The 15,374-nt window shown below is 75.0% G+C and carries 16 protein-coding genes; 5 read left to right on the plus strand and 11 right to left on the minus strand.

Annotated elements, in window-relative coordinates:
* Positions 1-25: 25 nt before the first annotated feature.
* From rfaE2 to JUB10_RS13170, 6 genes are read right to left on the minus strand one after another with little or no spacing between them, the layout of a single operon-like run.
* On the minus strand, positions 26-1,387 hold the full coding sequence (gene rfaE2, locus JUB10_RS13145) for a D-glycero-beta-D-manno-heptose 1-phosphate adenylyltransferase (protein ID WP_207457435.1): 1,362 nt from the start codon (positions 1,385-1,387) through the stop codon (positions 26-28).
* Positions 1,384-2,010, minus strand: coding sequence for a D-sedoheptulose-7-phosphate isomerase (locus JUB10_RS13150; RefSeq protein ID WP_207457437.1), 627 nt, complete (start codon positions 2,008-2,010; stop codon positions 1,384-1,386). The genes rfaE2 and JUB10_RS13150 overlap by 4 nt, the downstream gene beginning before the upstream one ends.
* Positions 2,007-3,299, minus strand: coding sequence for a glycosyltransferase (locus JUB10_RS13155; protein ID WP_207457439.1), 1,293 nt, complete (start codon positions 3,297-3,299; stop codon positions 2,007-2,009). The genes JUB10_RS13150 and JUB10_RS13155 overlap by 4 nt, the downstream gene beginning before the upstream one ends.
* Entirely contained in the window at positions 3,296-4,303 is a 1,008-nt protein-coding gene (locus tag JUB10_RS13160) for a glycosyltransferase (RefSeq protein ID WP_207457441.1), read from the minus strand. Before JUB10_RS13160 ends, JUB10_RS13155 begins: the two co-directional genes overlap by 4 nt.
* Positions 4,300-5,358, minus strand: a complete 1,059-nt coding sequence (locus JUB10_RS13165) for a glycosyltransferase family 9 protein (protein WP_207457443.1) — start codon at positions 5,356-5,358, stop codon at positions 4,300-4,302. The genes JUB10_RS13160 and JUB10_RS13165 overlap by 4 nt, the downstream gene beginning before the upstream one ends.
* Complete coding sequence (locus tag JUB10_RS13170) at positions 5,355-5,927, minus strand: D-glycero-alpha-D-manno-heptose-1,7-bisphosphate 7-phosphatase (protein WP_207457445.1); 573 nt, start codon at positions 5,925-5,927, stop codon at positions 5,355-5,357. The genes JUB10_RS13165 and JUB10_RS13170 overlap by 4 nt, the downstream gene beginning before the upstream one ends.
* A gap of 108 nt (positions 5,928-6,035) precedes the next feature.
* Between JUB10_RS13170 and JUB10_RS13175 the strand changes: the two genes are divergently transcribed.
* The gene (locus JUB10_RS13175) at positions 6,036-6,992 is read left to right on the plus strand and encodes a glycosyltransferase family 9 protein (RefSeq protein WP_307859232.1); all 957 of its coding nucleotides are present in this window, start codon (positions 6,036-6,038) and stop codon (positions 6,990-6,992) included.
* A gap of 22 nt (positions 6,993-7,014) precedes the next feature.
* Here the strand turns inward: JUB10_RS13175 and JUB10_RS13180 are convergent, their stop codons facing one another.
* Positions 7,015-7,959 carry an NAD-dependent epimerase/dehydratase family protein gene (locus JUB10_RS13180; RefSeq protein WP_207457449.1) on the minus strand — a complete coding sequence of 315 codons (945 nt, stop codon included), beginning with the start codon at positions 7,957-7,959 and terminating at the stop codon, positions 7,015-7,017.
* 110 nt (positions 7,960-8,069) lie between these two features.
* Here JUB10_RS13180 and JUB10_RS14740 point away from each other — a divergent pair, with 110 nt between their 5' ends.
* A complete protein-coding gene (locus tag JUB10_RS14740) occupies positions 8,070-8,696 on the plus strand; it encodes a GAF and ANTAR domain-containing protein (RefSeq protein ID WP_242682628.1) in 627 nt (208 codons plus the stop codon).
* Here JUB10_RS14740 and JUB10_RS13190 read toward each other — a convergent pair.
* Positions 8,635-9,399, minus strand: a complete 765-nt coding sequence (locus tag JUB10_RS13190; RefSeq protein ID WP_207457451.1) for a sigma-70 family RNA polymerase sigma factor — start codon at positions 9,397-9,399, stop codon at positions 8,635-8,637. The genes JUB10_RS14740 and JUB10_RS13190 overlap by 62 nt on opposite strands.
* A 138-nt stretch (positions 9,400-9,537) precedes the next feature.
* Positions 9,538-9,702 (minus strand): hypothetical protein, encoded by a 165-nt coding sequence (locus JUB10_RS13195; RefSeq protein WP_207457453.1) that lies wholly within the window; start codon positions 9,700-9,702, stop codon positions 9,538-9,540.
* Positions 9,703-9,815: 113 nt separating this feature from the next.
* On the opposite strand from JUB10_RS13195, the gene JUB10_RS13200 reads away from it, so the two are divergent.
* Together JUB10_RS13200 and JUB10_RS13205 are read left to right on the plus strand one after the other, a co-directional pair.
* Entirely contained in the window at positions 9,816-10,553 is a 738-nt protein-coding gene (locus JUB10_RS13200; RefSeq protein ID WP_207457455.1) for an alpha/beta fold hydrolase, read from the plus strand.
* A complete protein-coding gene (locus tag JUB10_RS13205) occupies positions 10,550-11,281 on the plus strand; it encodes an esterase/lipase family protein (protein WP_207457457.1) in 732 nt (243 codons plus the stop codon). Before JUB10_RS13200 ends, JUB10_RS13205 begins: the two co-directional genes overlap by 4 nt.
* Here JUB10_RS13205 and JUB10_RS13210 read toward each other — a convergent pair.
* On the minus strand, positions 11,278-12,111 hold the full coding sequence (locus tag JUB10_RS13210; protein ID WP_207457459.1) for a UbiA family prenyltransferase: 834 nt from the start codon (positions 12,109-12,111) through the stop codon (positions 11,278-11,280). The genes JUB10_RS13205 and JUB10_RS13210 overlap by 4 nt on opposite strands.
* Before the next feature lie 34 nt (positions 12,112-12,145).
* Here JUB10_RS13210 and JUB10_RS13215 point away from each other — a divergent pair, with 34 nt between their 5' ends.
* The gene (locus JUB10_RS13215) at positions 12,146-13,507 is read left to right on the plus strand and encodes a DHA2 family efflux MFS transporter permease subunit (protein WP_307859233.1); all 1,362 of its coding nucleotides are present in this window, start codon (positions 12,146-12,148) and stop codon (positions 13,505-13,507) included.
* Here JUB10_RS13215 and JUB10_RS13220 read toward each other — a convergent pair.
* Complete coding sequence (locus JUB10_RS13220) at positions 13,489-15,324, minus strand: hypothetical protein (RefSeq protein ID WP_207457463.1); 1,836 nt, start codon at positions 15,322-15,324, stop codon at positions 13,489-13,491. The genes JUB10_RS13215 and JUB10_RS13220 overlap by 19 nt on opposite strands.
* Positions 15,325-15,374 lie beyond the last annotated feature (50 nt).

The following is a 15,374-nucleotide window of genomic DNA, read 5'->3' on the forward strand; positions in this document are numbered from 1 at the left end:
GATGAAGCGAGGGGATGGAGCCGGGTCAGCCGACCTTCGCGAGCGCGCTCGCGAGGCTCGTGGTCGAGCGACCGGGGTGATAGGGGACCGTGAGCGTGCGCCCGCCCCACTCGGCGAGCACCTTCGTCTCGGGCAGTTCGTCGGCGGAATAGTCGCCGCCCTTGACCCAGATGTCCGGCTCGAGGCGGCGGATGATCTCGACGGGGGTGTCCTCGTCGAAGACCGCGACCGCGTCGACGCACTCGAGCGCGTTCAGCAGGTCGACGCGGTCGTCCTGCCCGATGATCGGACGCTCGGGGCCCTTGAGCCGGCGCACCGAGTCGTCCGAGTTGAGGCACACGATGAGGCAGTCGCCGAGCTTGCGCGCCGCGGAGAGCGTGCGCGCGTGCCCCGCGTGCAGCAGGTCGAAGCAGCCGCCGGTCGCGACGACGGTGCCACCCGCGGCGCGAACCCGGGCGACGACGGCGAGCGCGTCGGCCGCCTGCCCGCCGAAGGGGGCGGATGCCGCGGCGGGGCTGCCGAGCGACGCGACCCCGCCCGCGGCGAGGAACGCGGCCGCGGTCGTCGCGGCGGTCTCGGCGGCGTCGCCGAGGGGCGCGCCGGAGCGCAGCGCGACCGCGAGGGCGGAGGCGAAGCGGTCGCCGGCGCCGCAGGGGTCGACGACGTGCGCGCTGGGGGCGGGCACGACGACGGGCGCGCGCCCACCCTCGGCCACGAGCGCGCCGCGGTCGCCGAGGGTGACGACGACGCTCTGCGTGCCCCAGCGGGTGAGCAGTTCGGCGGCGGCGTCGGCCGCGGCGGTCGTGCCGGACCTGCCGACCTCGGAGAGACGCAGCGCCTCGCTGAGGTTGGGCGTGACGGTGGTGGCGGATGCCACGGGCCGCGCGCCCTTCGGGTGCGGGTCCCACACGAGCGGCACGCCGTCGCGGCGCTCGTCGAGCGCGCGGCGGAGGCTCTCGTCGGCGGCGAGCCCGCGACCGTAGTCGGCGACGACGATCGCGTCGGCCGCGGCGATGGCGTCGAGCATCTCGGCGGTGACCGACGGCGGCGGGGGCGGCTCGCACCCCTCGTCGACGCGGGCGATCGCGTGATCGCCGGTGCGCAGCCTGGTCTTGGTCGGAGTGGGGGCGTGCGAGTCGCCCGCCACGATGCGCACGCCCTCGAGCGCACCGCGGATCTCCTCGGCGCGGGCGTCGGACGACAGGGCGGTGACGAGCGTGACGTCCTCGCCGTCGCCCGCGAGCAGCGTCGCGACGAGGCCGGCGCCTCCCGCGCGCACGCTGCGCTCGGCGACGTCGACGACGGGCACCGGGGCATCCGGGCTCAGCCGCTCCACCTGGCCCGCGACGTCGACGTCGAGCAGGGTGTCTCCGACTACGACGATCACTTGGCGACCTCCGCGAGCGGGCGGGCGGCCGGGCGGGCGGCGGCCGCGTCGATCTCGGCGACGCGCAGGTCGAACGCGCGGCAGATCAGGTGCACGGCGACGAGCTGCGCCTCCTGCACGTTCGACGAGCGGCCGGGCAGCGCGATGTGATCGTCGACGACGCTCACGAGCGGGTTCGGCGCCTCGCCGGTGATGGCCCAGCTGACCGCGCCGCACTCGCGCGCCGCCTCGGCGGCGAGCAGCAGGTTCTTCGAGTTGCCGCTCGTCGAGAGCAGGAACACGATGTCGCCGGGCCGGGCGTGCCCGCGCACCTGGCGCGCGAACACCTGGTCGTAGCCGTAGTCGTTGCTGATCGCGGTGACGCTCGAGGACTCGGCGTGCAGCGACAGGGCGCTGAACGCGCGGCGCTCGCCCTCGAAGCGGCCGACGAGCTCGGCGGTGAGGTGCTGCGCCTCGGCCGCGGAGCCGCCGTTGCCCGCCGCGAGCAGACGCGCGCCGCCGTCGAGCTTGTCGGCGAGGTGCGTGCCCCAGGCGGTCAGGTGCTCCGCCTCGCCGCGCAGCGCGACGAGGGTCGGGGCGAGCGTGTCGATGTGATGCTCCAGGGCCTCACGGATGTCGGTCATCGGGCTGCTCCTTGGGCGGTCTGGAGACGGGTGACGGTGGCGAGGGTGCCGTCGGCGGGGCCGGATGCCTCGTCGGCGGTGAGGCCGCTCTGCTCGAGCGTCTCGAGGTAGAAGCGCTCGGTGTCGGCGGCGATGCGGTCCCACGAGTAGCGGGCGCGGGCGCGCTGGCGGCCGGCGCGGCCGAAGGCGCGGGCTCGCTCGGGATCCTCGAACAGCTGCTCGAGCGCCTCGGCGATCGCGCCGGGGTCGCGCGGCGGCACGTGCAGGCCGGTCTTGCCGTGCACGACCGTGTCGATGAGACCGCCGACGGATGCCGCGACGACCGGCACCCCGCAGGCCATCGCCTCGAGCGGCACGATGCCGAACGGCTCGTACCAGGGGGCGCAGACGACGGCGTCGACGCTGCGCAGCACGGTGGGCAGCTCGGCCTGCGGCACCTGCCCGCGGAACACGACGCGATCGGCGATGCCGAGCTCGCGGGCGAGCGCGGCGATGCGGTCGGCCTCGGGGTCGTGCCCCGAGTCATCCGGCTGCCCGCCGACGATCAGGAGCTCGACGTCGTCGCGGCCGGCGTCGACGAGCTGGGCGATCGCGCGCACGACGAGCTCGACGCCCTTGCGGGGAACCATGCGCCCTATCGACGCGACCCGGTAGCGGGCGCTCCTCGCCTCGCGTGGGCCGGTCGGGGTGAACAGGTCGAGGTCGACGCCGCACGGCGCGACGGAGATCTTCTGCCGGGGGACGCCGAGAGCCCGCAGCTCGAACGCCTCGTCGGAGCACGTCGCGACGACCCGGTCGACGGTGCGGCCGACCCAGGGCTCGAGCTCCGAGCGTTCCTCCGGGCTCGTGTCCTGCGAGCCCTGGTGGCGGCGCTTGACGTTGCCGAGCGCGTGGAAGGTGTGCACGACGGGCACGGCCGGGTCGAACCGGCGCGCGGCGTCGAGGGCGGCGATGCCGGACATCCAGAAGTGGCTGTGCACGACGTCGGGGCGGCCGCGCTTCCAGTCGGCGGCGATCCCGTCGGCGAGCTCGCCCATGTAGGGGAGCAGGTCGTCCTTCGGGATGCGCTCGGCGGGGCCGGCGTCGACGTGCACGACGCGCACGCGTTCGCCCATGGCGACCCAGCGGGGCAGGGACGCGTCGTCCCGGCGGGTGTAGACGGTGACGTCGTGTCCCCGTCGGGCGAGCGCGGCGGCGAGCGCCGCCACGTGCACGTTCTGACCGCCCGCATCGACCCCGCCGAGCGTCGCGAGCGGACTCGCGTGCTCGGAGACCATGGAGATCCTCATCGTGCTTCCCTTCCGTTCGAGCCCACGAGGGGCACGGCCGTGCCGGCGAGGTCGCCGAGCAGGTGATCCCAGTCGCGGAGGAACCGGGCGAGGGAGTACCGCGAGAGCGCGGCCTCCCGTGCAATCGACCCCCGGGCTCGCGCCTCGTCGGGGTCGTCGACGAGCCGCCGCGCCATTGCGACGAGCTCACCGACATCCGTGGAGATCGCCCCCGCCTCCGGCGGCACCGCGCGCCACGCCTCGGTCGCGCCGAGGGCGACGACGGGCATGCCGAGGTGCATCGCCTCGAGCAGCGAGAGCCCGAGCGAGGTCCAGCGGTGCGGGTGGAGGTAGAGGCGCCGGCGGGCGAGCTCGGGGTGCAGCCGGGCGGTCTTGACGTCGCCGACACCGGTCACCGCGGCATCCGGAACCTCGAGCGCCTCGGCGAGGTGGTCGGTCGCCATGCCGAAGACGTCGACCGGCGCCACCTCCGCGAAGCGGGGGAGCAGGTCGGTGCCGGTGACCCGCCAGCGGCGCACGGGCTCGTTGATCGCGACCGCGAGCCGCGGCAGCTCGCCCGTGTACAGCGGCCCCAAGTCGACGATGCCGTGCTCGATGACCGTCGTCGGGGCGCGGCCGGTGTCCCAGAACAGGGCGTTGAAGTGGGTGACGTGCACGATCGGGATGTCGCCGCGGTCGGCGAGCGGGTGCACGCTCGTCGGCACGGACCCGTCCTTCGGCGTGTTGTGCTCGAGGAAGACCGCCGGCACCTCGCGGCCGAGTCGCCGCCCGAGCAGCCGCTCCGCCTCGTCGAGCTCCTCGACGCGCTGCAGCACGACGACGTCGACGCCCGCGTCCTTCAGCTCGGACGGGTGCACCTCGATCGCGGACTCCGGCCAGTCGCGGCCGCCGCGGCCGAGCCCCCACGCGTCGCGTTCCGGCAGGGTCGGCAGCAGGTACTCGTGCTCGCCGCGCACGAACGCGTCGGTCCAGCCGCCATGCACGTGCCAGAGCAGGATCCTCACGACAGGGCCTCCTCGAGGTCTCGGGGCGCGGCGCCGGCGCCGGGCAGGAAGGTCAGGGCGGCGTCGACGACCTGCGCCGGGTCGACGGATGCCAGGCACGGGTGCCCCGCGATCGGGCACTCCCGCGCGCGGGTGCCGCGGCAGGCGGCCTGCTGGTCGCCGAGCAGCACGACGGGCACGCCGTACGGCGCCCATCGCGACGCCGGGACGACGGGGGAGAAGAGGCTCACGACGGGCGTGCCGACCGCGGCGGCGAGGTGCGCGGGGCCGGTGTTGCCCGTGATGACGACGGCGGCCCTGGCGAGCACGCCGGCCATGGTCGCGAGGTCGGTGCGTCCGCCGAGATCGAGCCCGTGGCGGCCGGCGACCTCGGCGGTCAGCGCGGCCTCGGCGGGTCCGCCCGTGACGACGGTGCGGATGCCGCGGGCGGCGAGCAGCTCGACGGCGGCGGCGTGATGCGACGCGGGCCAGGCCCTGGCGGGCACCGCGGCGCCGGGGTGCACGGCGACGAACGGCTCCTCGGGCAGGTCGAGGTCGGCGGGTACGTCGGCCTGCACGACGGAGAGGGTGCCCTCGTCGCCCGCGGGCAGCTCGAAGCCCGCCGCGCGCGCGATGAGCAGCGCCCGCTCCGGCTCGGGGATGTCCTCGGAGAAGTCCTCGCCCGGCTTGAGCCGCACGTCGAGCAGGCTGCCGGCGTAGTCGACGCTCGCCCCGCTGATCCGCGGCACGCCGGCGAGGCGGAGGGCGAGGGCGAGGGGGAGCGGCGACTGGTGGAAGCTCGTCAGGATGACCGCTTCGTCGGGCGCGAAGTCGGTGACGATCCGGTGCAGCTCGGCGAGGTGCTCCGGCGTCGCGTCGGGTGCGGGCGCGACGATCCAGGGGGAGGCCCAGACGGCGACGCGGTCGACGCCGGGCAGCAGCCGTCCGGCTGCGGCCCCCTGCGGACCGCAGAGCAGCAGCACCTCGTCGGCGTGCGCGGCGACCGCGCGGACGGCGGGGCCGCTGACGAGCACGTCGCCCGCGCTGTCGAGCCGCGCGACGAGCACGCGGCTCACGCGGGGACCCCCGAGCGGCGCGGCTCCGCGCGCCGGAGGCCGAGCGCGAGCGCCACGGCGGTGGCGAGGTCGGGCGCGACGGTCTCCGCGGCGTCGATCTCCTCCGCGCGCGTGACGGGGGTGGGCACGAGGATGCCGCGGGCGCCGGCGGCGGCCGCCGCGCCGACGTCGGCCCCGATGTCGCCGATCACGACGACGTCGGCGGGGTCGACCCCGAGCGCGCGGGCGGCGTCGAGCACCATGCCGGGCCGGGGCTTGCGGCAGCGGCATCCGTCGTCCGGGCCGTGCTCGCAGATCTGCCAGGTCTCGAAGCGGCCGAAGAGTGCGTCGACGCGGGCGTTGACGGCGTCGACCTGGTCGCGGGTGAGGAGGCCGCGGGCGATGCCCGACTGGTTGGAGACGACCCCCGTGCGGATGCCCGCGGAGCGCACCGCCGCGACCGCGGCGATCGCGCCGGGCATCGGCACGACCTTCTCGGGGTCGCCGTTGTAGGGCACGTCGACCACGAGCGTCGCGTCGCGGTCGAACAGCACGGCTGCCGGCCGACCCTGGGGGTGCGTTGCGCTCATGTTCCCCGCAGTTCCCGCACTCCGGGCCGCCCAAACCTGCTCAAAAGTGAGAACTCCTACTTCTCTGGCCTGGTCGGGGGCATATTTCGGATGTGCGAAGGTGGGTTCGTGCAGCATCTCGGTGACCCCGACGGACGCGAAGAACTCCTGGTACTGCGGGCTTTGAAGCTCGGCGACCTGCTGGTCTCGGTGCCGGGGATCAAGGCCTTGCGCCGGGCATTCCCTGAGCATCGCCTGATACTCGCGATGCCGGGCTGGCTCGAGCCGATCATCGATCTGGTGCCGGGCGTCGACGCGCTGCTGCCGACCCCGGGGCTGGATCACCCGCTCCCGCTCCCGGCTGGACGGATCGACACGGCCGTCAACTTCCACGGCAACGGCCCGGAGAGCCGTGGGGCGCTCGAGCTCCTCCAGGCGCGCCGCCGCATCGGGCACGCCTCCCCGGGCTGGGACGGCCCCGAGTGGCGCGACGACATCAACGAGCGGGAGCGCTGGGCGCGGCTCGTGCGCGAGCACGGGTACGAGGCGGATGCCGCCGACGTCGCGATCGACGTGCCCGAGACGCCCTCCGTGCGACCCGGTGCCGCCGTGCTGCACGTCGGTGCGTTCTACGGCTCGCGCGAGTGGCCGGTCGAGCGGTTCGGCGCTGTCGCCCGGGCGATGATCGAGGAGGGCCGCGAGGTCGTGTTCTCGGGCAGCGCGAAGGAGCGGCCGCGCGCCCTCGCCGCAGCCGAGGCGGCGGGCGCATCCGAGTCGGCGGTGCTCGCCGGCGAGCTGGATCTCAGCGGGTTCGCCGCGCTCATCGCGGACGCGTCGGTCGTCGTCTCCGCCGACACCGGGGCCGCGCACCTCGCCACGGCGTACCGCCGGCCGAGCGTCGTCATCTTCGGCCCGGCCGAGCCGCGGCACTGGGGGCCGCCCGCCGACGGACCGCACGTCGTGCTGACGGACGAGTCCCTGCGCGTCGGCGACACGTTCGGCAGCGAGCCCGACCCCGCGCTGCTCGCCGTGACCGTCGACGACGTGCTCGAGGCGGTCGACGGGCTCACTGCGCGGCGGGACTAGCCGGGCGCGCGAAGGCCCGGGCTCAGACCGCCGGAGCGAGCCCCGCGCGCCACTCCAGCGCGTCGAGGGTGAGTGCGAGGCCCTCGTCCAGCCCGACCCGCGGCCGCCAGCCGAGCACCTTCTCGGCGAGCGTCGTGTCGGCCACCCGCGGTGGCACCGCCGACCCCGGCGCCTCGAGGAAGCCGAGCGTCGACCGCGATCCCGTGAGCGCGAGCACCCGCTGCGCCACGACGGCGAGGGGGAGCGGGGCCGGGTCGCCGATCTCGACGGGCCCGGGCAGGGGGCTGTCCGCCGCCGCCAGGATGCCCCGCACGACGTCGGAGACGAAGCACAGCGGGAACGGCGCGGCGCCCGTGCCGGTGAGCATGAGCGGGCTGCCGCGCCTCGCCTGCTCGATCATCGAGCCGAGCGCGCCGCCCGGGCGCATCCGCGGCCCGTACGTCGGGAAGATCCGCACGATCGTCGTGTCCAGCCCGTAGCGGGCCCGCGCGGTCGCGACGAGCGACTCCGAGAGCCGCCGGGCGAGCAGATAGGGCTCCCGCGGGTCGCCGGTGTCGGATGCCGCGTCGCCGGCGATCTCCGACGTGGAGCCGAGCACGAAGCGGGCGCCCGCCGCGCGGGCGAGGTCGAGCGCGCGGAGCGTGCCCGCCGAGATGGAACCGAGCGCGGGCAGCGGCGCGTCGACCCAGTCGCCGACGCGGGGGAAGGCGAGGTGCACGACGAGGTCGAGCGGCTCGTCGAGGTCGGCGGCGGCGCTGACATCCGCCTCGATCAGCCGGAAGCGCGGTGAGCCGAGCGCGCCGGCGACGTTCGACCGGGTGCCGGAGGAGAGGTCGTCGAGGCAGATCACCTCGAAGCCGCGGTCGAGCAGCGCGTCGCAGAGGTGCGAGCCGACGAAGCCGGCGCCACCGGTGACGAGCGCGCGCGGCGCGCCGCCGATGGCGGCGTGGTCGTTCGTGCCGGTCATGCTCGCTCCGCGTGGTGAGGGTCTTAGTCCAGTCGCGTACCCGGGAGTGAGAAGCAGTACACACGGCTCGCGGAATCGGATCGAAACCGGTGGGTGCCATAGTGAGAGGGATGGACACGATCGACACCACGGGCGACCCGCTCGCCGAGCTCGCACTCGAGCTGGCCGCACAGCAGGCCAGCGAGGGCGCCTTCGCCGTCGTGGTGCGTGCCGCGATGCGGCTGCTCGCCGCGGATGCCGCGGCGCTCGTGCTGCTCGGGGCGAAGGACCGCCCGCGCGTCGCCCACGCCTCCGGCGAGGGTGCGGCGGGCGCGACGGAGGCGGAGCTCTCGGGTCTCGTGACCGACGCCCTGCAGGGCCCCGTGGCCCGCGCGCCGCTCGGTGCGTTCCCGGCGGCGCTCGCTGTGCCGCTCGTCGCCCGCGGCGCGGTGCTCGGCGCCCTCGTCGCCTATTCGCGCCGCGACGGCTTCGCCGACGGCGCGCTCGACGCATTCCGCGTGTTTGGCGCGCACGCCGCGGCCGGCCTCGATCAGGTGCGGGAGCGCGAGGGTCTGGCCCAGGCGCTCGCGTCCCGTCTCGTGATCGGGCAGGCGGAGGGCATCCTCATGGAGCGTTACGGGCTCGACGAGGACCGCGCCTTCGCCGTGCTCAAGCGCTACTCGCAGGACGCGAACGTCAGGCTGCGTGAGATCGCGGAGCGGGTCGTCGCGTCGCGGCGGCTGCCGGACGAGCCGTAGCGGCCTCGGCGACCTCGTCGGTCGTCACGCCGATCGACTCGCGCAGCGTCGCGAGGATGCGCTGGATGAGGCGCGACACCTGCATCTGGGTGACCCCGAGCTCCTCGCCGATCTTCTGCTGGCTCCACTCCTCGTAGAAGCGCAGGTAGAGGATGCGGCGGTCGCGGGCCGACAGGGCCCGGGTGGCCGGGCTGATCTGCGCCAGCAGTTCGGCGCGCTCGAAGTCGTCGTCGGGGGCGCTCAGCGTGTCGGCGAGCGAGAGGGAGTCGTCGCCGCCGACCGACGCGTCGATCGAAGACGGGCGGAGGCTCTCGTGGCAGCTCAGCGCCTCGTCGACGAGCTCGAGCGGCACGCCGAGCTCGAGGGAGAGCTCCTCGCGGCCGGGCGCGCGGCCGAGGCGCTGCGTCAGCTGGCTCGTCACGCGCATGATCGCGGTGCGGGTGTCCTGGACGGCGCGCGGCGGGCGGATGAACCAGCCGTTGTCGCGCAGGTGGCGCTTGATCTCGCCCGAGATCGTCGGCACGGCGTAGGAGACGAAGTCGTCACCGCGCTCCGGGTCGAACCGCTGCGCGGCCTTCACCAGGCCGAGGTAGCCGACCTGGCGCAGGTCGCTCCAGTCGCCGGAGCGGCCGGAGTACTTGCGCGCGATCGAGTCGGCGATGTCGAGGTGGGCGAGCACGAGGGCGTCGACGGTGCGGTCCATGGCGACCTTCCTGTCCAGGGGAAGAAGGAAGTGGCGCTGGCTTGACCACCTGTTCAGAGCAGCAGCGGAAGTTGAGAGGACGCCCCCTTGCGGTCTCTGCAGATTTGAGTAACCTTCCGCTTCCCTCCAAGGAGGCGTTCAGACATCGCGCTCCTCGTCGAGCCCAATGGGCTCCGGATCCGCCTCGGTCTCCTCGATCTCCTCGTTCCAGTCCACTGTCGGGCGGGGGAGATCGTCGGCGTCGTCCTCGATAAGGGGCACCTCGCGCTCGTCGTCGGCGACGGGTTCGTACTCGCGGTCCATGACTGCTCCTTCCCGAAGGCGTGTGTCTTCGACGCTACGCACGACGGGCCCGCCTGGCCACCCGTTCAGCGGGCTCACGGCAACGGCGCCGCACTCGTTCATAGAGTGGACGGATGCCGCGCACGCACGACACCACCTCGGGGAGGGCCCTCGTCGCGCGCCGGTTCGGCGTCGGCGCCCCCACGCTCGTGCTCGTGCACGGCATCGGCGTCTCGACGCGCTACTTCGGACCGACGATCGACGCCCTCGAGCCCCGGCGCGCCGGGCTCAGCGTCGACCTGCCCGGCTTCGGGCGGGCGCGCAATCCCGAGGAGCCGCAGTCGATCGACGACCACGCGGACGCCGTCGCCAAGACGCTCGACGAGGAGGGCCTCGACCGCGTCGTCGTGGTCGGTCACTCGATGGGCGCGCAGGTGGCCGCCGCCCTCGCCGAGGCTCGCCCCGATCTCGTCGCCGGCGTCGTGCTGGTCGGCCCGACCGTCGATCCCGTCGCGCGCTCCGTGGTGCGTCAGGCGCTGCGGCTCGGCCTCGACATGACGCGGGAGCCGGTCCGCTCGAATCTGACCGTGCTGAGCGACTACCTCTTCCGCTCCGGCATCCCCTACTACCTCCGCCAGCTCCCGACGATGCTCGGCGACCGCATCGAGCGGCGCGTGCCGAACCTCACGCAGCCCGTGCTCGTCATCCGCGGCGACCGCGACCCGGTCTCGCCCGGCGAGTGGTCGCGCTCCCTCGCGGGACTGGCGCAGCGCGGCCGGCACGAGGAGGTCCCCGGCCCGCACGTCGTCATGTTCACCGCCCCCGAACGCCTCGCGTCGCTGGTCGACTCCTTCGCCGGGGAGTGCCTGTGATCGGCAAGATCGCGGGCGTCCTCCTCGACTACGTCTGGGCCGGCGCCGTCGAGCTGCGGCACGTGCTCCGGCCGAACCCGCCGAAGCGCTGGCTCGAGGGCACGCGCGCCCCAGTCATCCTGCTGCCGGGGGTCTACGAGACCTGGCAGTTCCTCGCCCTCGTCGGCCACCGGCTGCACCGCCGCGGGCACCCCGTGCACGTGGTCGCCGGGCTGCGGCACAACAGCTCGCCCATCGCGCCGTCGGCGGACATCGTCTGGAACTACCTCGTCGAGCACGACCTCCGCCACGTCCTCGTCGTCGCCCACAGCAAGGGCGGCCTCATCGGTAAGCACCTCATGGTCGTGCAGGAGGCGACGGGCGGCCGCCGGATCGACCGGATGCTCGCGGTCGCGACCCCCTTCTCCGGCAGTCCCTGGGCGGACTTCGCTCCGATCTCGTCGCTCCGCGCCTTCCGCCGGCACGATCGCGTCGTCTCGATGCTCGCCGCCGACGCCCGGTCGAACGCCCGGATCCTCAGCGTGTACCCGAAGCTCGACCAGTTCCTGCCGAAGGGCAGCGAGCTCGAGGGCGCCGAGAACGTGCGCCTCGACGTCGTGGGGCACTTCCGCGTGCTCGTGGCCCCGACGCTCCTCGAGGCGGTCGACCGCTGGGCATCCGCCCCGACCGCGGAGGAGGCGGTCAGCCGAGGGGCCGACGCGGCCGCCGAGGGCGGGCAGGTCGCCTAGGCGAGCAGTCTGTCGGTCGCGAACGCGATCAGCAGCACGTCGAGCAGCGCCGCGAACATCACGAGGCGCATCAGCAATCGCGTCGGCGGGCGGGTGAGCGCGATAGTCGCACCCGCGACGGCGATCCCGAGCGACAGCACGAACCCCGCGACGTACGGCCAGGAGGGCGCGCCGGCCGGGCCGAAGGTCAGCACCGCGGCCGACGCGGCGAGCAGGGCGAAGCCGACGAGCCCCGACACCCGCCGGCCGAGCGCGTGCGGCAGACCGCGCACGCCTGTCGCGGCGTCGTCCTCGAGGTCGGGCAGCACGTTCGCGAAGTGCGCCGCGGCACCCAGCAGGGCGGTGGCCACGGGCAGCCACGCCGGCACCCAGACCGGCTGCTCCGCCGCGAAACCGATGCCGACGGGCAGCGCACCGAACCCGACGAGGTAGGGCACCACCGAGGCGAGCGTGCGCTTGAGACCGAGGTTGTACGCCCAGCCGCCGAGCGCGAGCAGCGAGATACCGATGCCGGCGCCGGCGCCGAGCACGCAGGCGAGCACGACGGATGCCACGAGCGTGCCGATCGCCCAGACACGCACCGCTCCGACGGAGACGTCACCGCGCGCGACGGGCTTGTCGCGCCGGCCGACCGCCCTGTCGCGCTCGGCGTCGATCCAGTCGTTGGAGAGCCCGATCGAGAGCTGATTGGCCAGCACGGCCACGACGACGACGGCGAGGCGCCAGCCGGAGACCCCGAGCCCCAGCGCGAAGAGCGTCGACACCGTCGTGACGAGCACCGCCGGTCCTGGGTGCGTCGACCCCGCGAGAGCGAGGGCCGAGCGGGGCATGTCCCTCATCGTAGGGCGGTGCTTGACTGTGCGGGTGCAGCGCACCGAACGCCTGACCCTGTGGGTCGCCGTCCTGGCGAGCTTCGTCTCGTTCCTCGACGGCACGATCGTCAACGTCGCCCTGCCCGCCATCGCCGAGGAACTCGACGCGGGGCTCAGCCTGCAGCAGTGGGTCGTCGACGCGTACCTCGTCACGCTCGGCGCGCTCATCCTGCTGGCCGGCTCGCTGAGCGACCTCGTCGGCCGGGCGCGGGTGCTGCGGCTCGGGCTCCTCGGCTTCGGCGTCGCGTCGCTGGCCTGCGCCGTCGCCCCGACCCCCGAGATCCTCGTCGTCGCGCGGGCGGTGCAGGGGATCGGGGCGGCGCTGCTCGTGCCGAGCTCGCTCGCGATCATCGTCGCCGTCTTCCCGCCGGAGCGGCGGGCGCGCGCCATCGCCCTGTGGACGGCGTACACGAGCGCCGCGACGATCGCCGGGCCGGTGCTCGGCGGGCTGCTCGTCGATCTGGCGTCGTGGCGTCTCGTCTTCGCGATCAACGTCGCGCCCATCGCGGTCGTGCTGGTCCTGCTCGCGCGGCTGTCGCTGCCGCAGGAGCGGCGTGCGGCCCGGCTGGACGTGCCGGGCGCGGTGCTCGGGGTGCTCGGAATCGGGCTGCCGGTCTTCGCGCTCATCGAGCAGCAGAACTTCGGCTGGGCCTCGCCGGTCATCCTCGTGCCGCTCGTCGCCGGCGTGCTCGCCTTCGCGGCGTTCCTCTGGCACGAGCGGCGGGCGGCTCAGCCGATGATGCCGCTCGGGCTGTTCCGCAACGGCAACTTCGGCTGGGGCAACCTTGCGACGGCGTTCATCTACGCGGCGCTGTCGCTCTCCGGGTTCGTGCTCGTGCTGTTCCTGCAGGAGTCGGCGGGCTACTCGGCGACGCTCGCGGGGCTCGCCTCCCTGCCCGTGACGCTGCTGCTCATCGTGCTCTCACCCGTCGTCGGCCGCCTCGACGCCCGGTTCGGGCCGCGCGTGTTCATGACCGCCGGACCGCTCGTCGCGGCCCTCGGGTTCCTCCTGATGCTCTCCGTCGGCATGCCCGTGAACTACTGGACGGGGCTGCTGCCCGGCATCCTGCTTTTCGGCATCGGGCTCGGCCTCACGGTGTCACCGCTCACCAACGCGATCCTGGGCGCGATCGAGGAGGAGCGGGCGGGCATCGCCTCGGCGGTCAACAACGCCGTCGCCCGCGTCGCGGGACTCGTGGCGATCGCCTTCGGCGGGCTCATCACGGGCGGCGGTGTGGGACTCGACGGCTTCCGCCGCGCTGTCCTCGCCACCGCCGTGCTGCTCGTCGCCGGAGGGCTCGTGAGCCTCGCCGGCATCCGCAACCCGGAGCGCGTTCAGGCGCGGTCGTCCTGACGGGGGATCGGGCCGGTGTCGGGGTCGCCCGGCGCACGGTGGGCGGCGCGACGCTGCCGGGGGACCGGACCGGTGTCGGGTTGCCCCGGCGCCCGGTGCGACCCGCGCCGCCGTGGCGGGTCGGCGGCGCCCGGCTCCTGCGCGCTCGGTGCGGCCTCGGGCGCGGATGCCTGCGGCAGGGGCGCGTCCGTGCTCGGTGCCTTCTGCTGCGGTGCCTCCGCGCCGAGTGACTCCTGCGGCGGCGGTGCCGCGGCAGTCGGCGGCGCCAGCACCCGCGAGGCGGGCGCGGGCGACGGGATGATCGGGATCTCGCCCGTGCGGCGGGGGCCGGCGTCGGACTCGCGCCGACGCACCTCGCGCGCGACGCGGAACGCGACGACGGCGGTGCCGGCCAGGAGCACCCCGAGGACGAGGAGGAGCGGGGCGGCGTCGAACCGCAGCATCACGTCGGCCTCCGGCGGGAACCCGGGGACGCCCCAGCGCACCCACCCCGGCACGGCGCCGAGCGCGACGGCGGTGCCGAGCAGGCCGCCGACGAGGATCCCGCCGACGACGAGCAGCACCGGCGGGGCCACCGCCCCGAGCAGGGGAGCGGCGGCGCCGCGGCCGAGCGCGAACCCGCGCAGCGCGGTGGGCGGCGACAGGCCGAGGGCGGCCGCCCCGACGCCACCGGCGAGCAGCAGCACGATCGCGGCGAGCCACAACCCGGTCGCGAACGGACCGGCGTCTCCGGTCGCCGACTCGGCGGAACGCTCGACCGCGGAGGGCGCGAGGGCGCCGAGCCGGTCGAGCGCCGCGTCGTCCCCGTCGGCCCACACCTCGTACGCGGTGGGCACCGCTCCGCCCGTCGCCGCGATCGCCCCGTGGGCCGCGGCGAGATCGGCCATGACCTCGGCGCCCCCGGGCACGACGGGCACGACGTCGGCGACCCGTCCGGTCGCGCGGCTGCCGGCGAGGTCGACGGTCAGGGTGTCGCCCGCGGCCACCCCGAGGCGGGACGCGGCCTCCGCGGCGACCACGACGGGCACCTCCGGCGTGGCATCCGGCACGATCCGCCCGCGCAGCAGCCCCTCGGTGTCGGTCACCGTCGACGCGACGAGCGCCCAGCGCTCGGTGCCGCCGAGGCCCTGCAGCACGGAGCCGGACTCGGCGGTCACGCCGAAGACCGCGTCGGCCAGCGCGGTGGGCTCGGCGGTGCGCACCGCCACGTCGAAGGCGACGACGCCGCGGGCGCCCGCCGGCACCGTGAGCGTGCCGTCCTCCGCCTCCACGCGCGCCGCGAGCCCCGACCCGTCGACGATCCAGGCCGACTCCACCGCGGCGTCGGTGCCCTGCAGGGCGAAGACGAGCCGCTCGGCGTCGGAGGGCACCGCGAGCCCCGGCGCCTCGCCGGCGAGCGTCGCCGCGAGCGAGCGGGGGTCGACGAGCGGCTCGACGGCCGGCAGCACCCCCACCAGGCCGTCCGCATCGGCGGCGATCACGGGTACCCCCGAACCCGTGCTCGGCAGCACGGGAACCGCCGACGCGCCCTCCACCTGCAGCAGCGGCGGCACCTCCGCGGGCGGCACGGCCGGCACGATCACGGCAGCGCCGGCCTCCGCCCGCGCGGACGCCTCCGACAGCCCCTGGCGCGTCGGTGTGTACACCGCGGCGACGACCGCGGTCGCGACACCCAGCACGAGCACGAGCAGCACCGCGAGATACGCGGCGACGGCGCGCACGACGTGCGGGTCTGGCTCGTCGGCGCGCCGATCTCCGGCAGCGGCGCTTTCGAGGCGCGGCTCCGGCTCGACGAAACTGTCCCTCCGCGACGGCATCTCGCTCGACGCTATCAGCGTGTCGTCGCGCTCCCGGGCGGTCGCCCGCG

It is taken from the genome of Desertivibrio insolitus (genome assembly GCF_017355965.1).
Classification (GTDB): Bacteria; Actinomycetota; Actinomycetes; order Actinomycetales; family Microbacteriaceae; genus JAFIQW01.

What these genes read in the sequence shown, in the direction of transcription:
- JUB10_RS14740 (WP_242682628.1), top strand. Translation starts at nt 8,070, where the DNA reads ATGGACACGATCGACACCACGGGCGACCCGCTCGCCGAGCTCGCACTC.
- JUB10_RS13210 (WP_207457459.1), bottom strand. Translation starts at nt 12,111, where the DNA reads ATGCCCCGCTCGGCCCTCGCTCTCGCGGGGTCGACGCACCCAGGACCG.
- JUB10_RS13190 (WP_207457451.1), bottom strand. Translation starts at nt 9,399, where the DNA reads ATGGACCGCACCGTCGACGCCCTCGTGCTCGCCCACCTCGACATCGCC.
- JUB10_RS13150 (WP_207457437.1), bottom strand. Translation starts at nt 2,010, where the DNA reads ATGACCGACATCCGTGAGGCCCTGGAGCATCACATCGACACGCTCGCC.
- JUB10_RS13200 (WP_207457455.1), top strand. Translation starts at nt 9,816, where the DNA reads ATGCCGCGCACGCACGACACCACCTCGGGGAGGGCCCTCGTCGCGCGC.
- JUB10_RS13155 (WP_207457439.1), bottom strand. Translation starts at nt 3,299, where the DNA reads ATGAGGATCTCCATGGTCTCCGAGCACGCGAGTCCGCTCGCGACGCTC.
- JUB10_RS13220 (WP_207457463.1), bottom strand. Translation starts at nt 15,324, where the DNA reads ATGCCGTCGCGGAGGGACAGTTTCGTCGAGCCGGAGCCGCGCCTCGAA.
- JUB10_RS13170 (WP_207457445.1), bottom strand. Translation starts at nt 5,927, where the DNA reads ATGAGCGCAACGCACCCCCAGGGTCGGCCGGCAGCCGTGCTGTTCGAC.
- JUB10_RS13195 (WP_207457453.1), bottom strand. Translation starts at nt 9,702, where the DNA reads ATGGACCGCGAGTACGAACCCGTCGCCGACGACGAGCGCGAGGTGCCC.
- JUB10_RS13180 (WP_207457449.1), bottom strand. Translation starts at nt 7,959, where the DNA reads ATGACCGGCACGAACGACCACGCCGCCATCGGCGGCGCGCCGCGCGCG.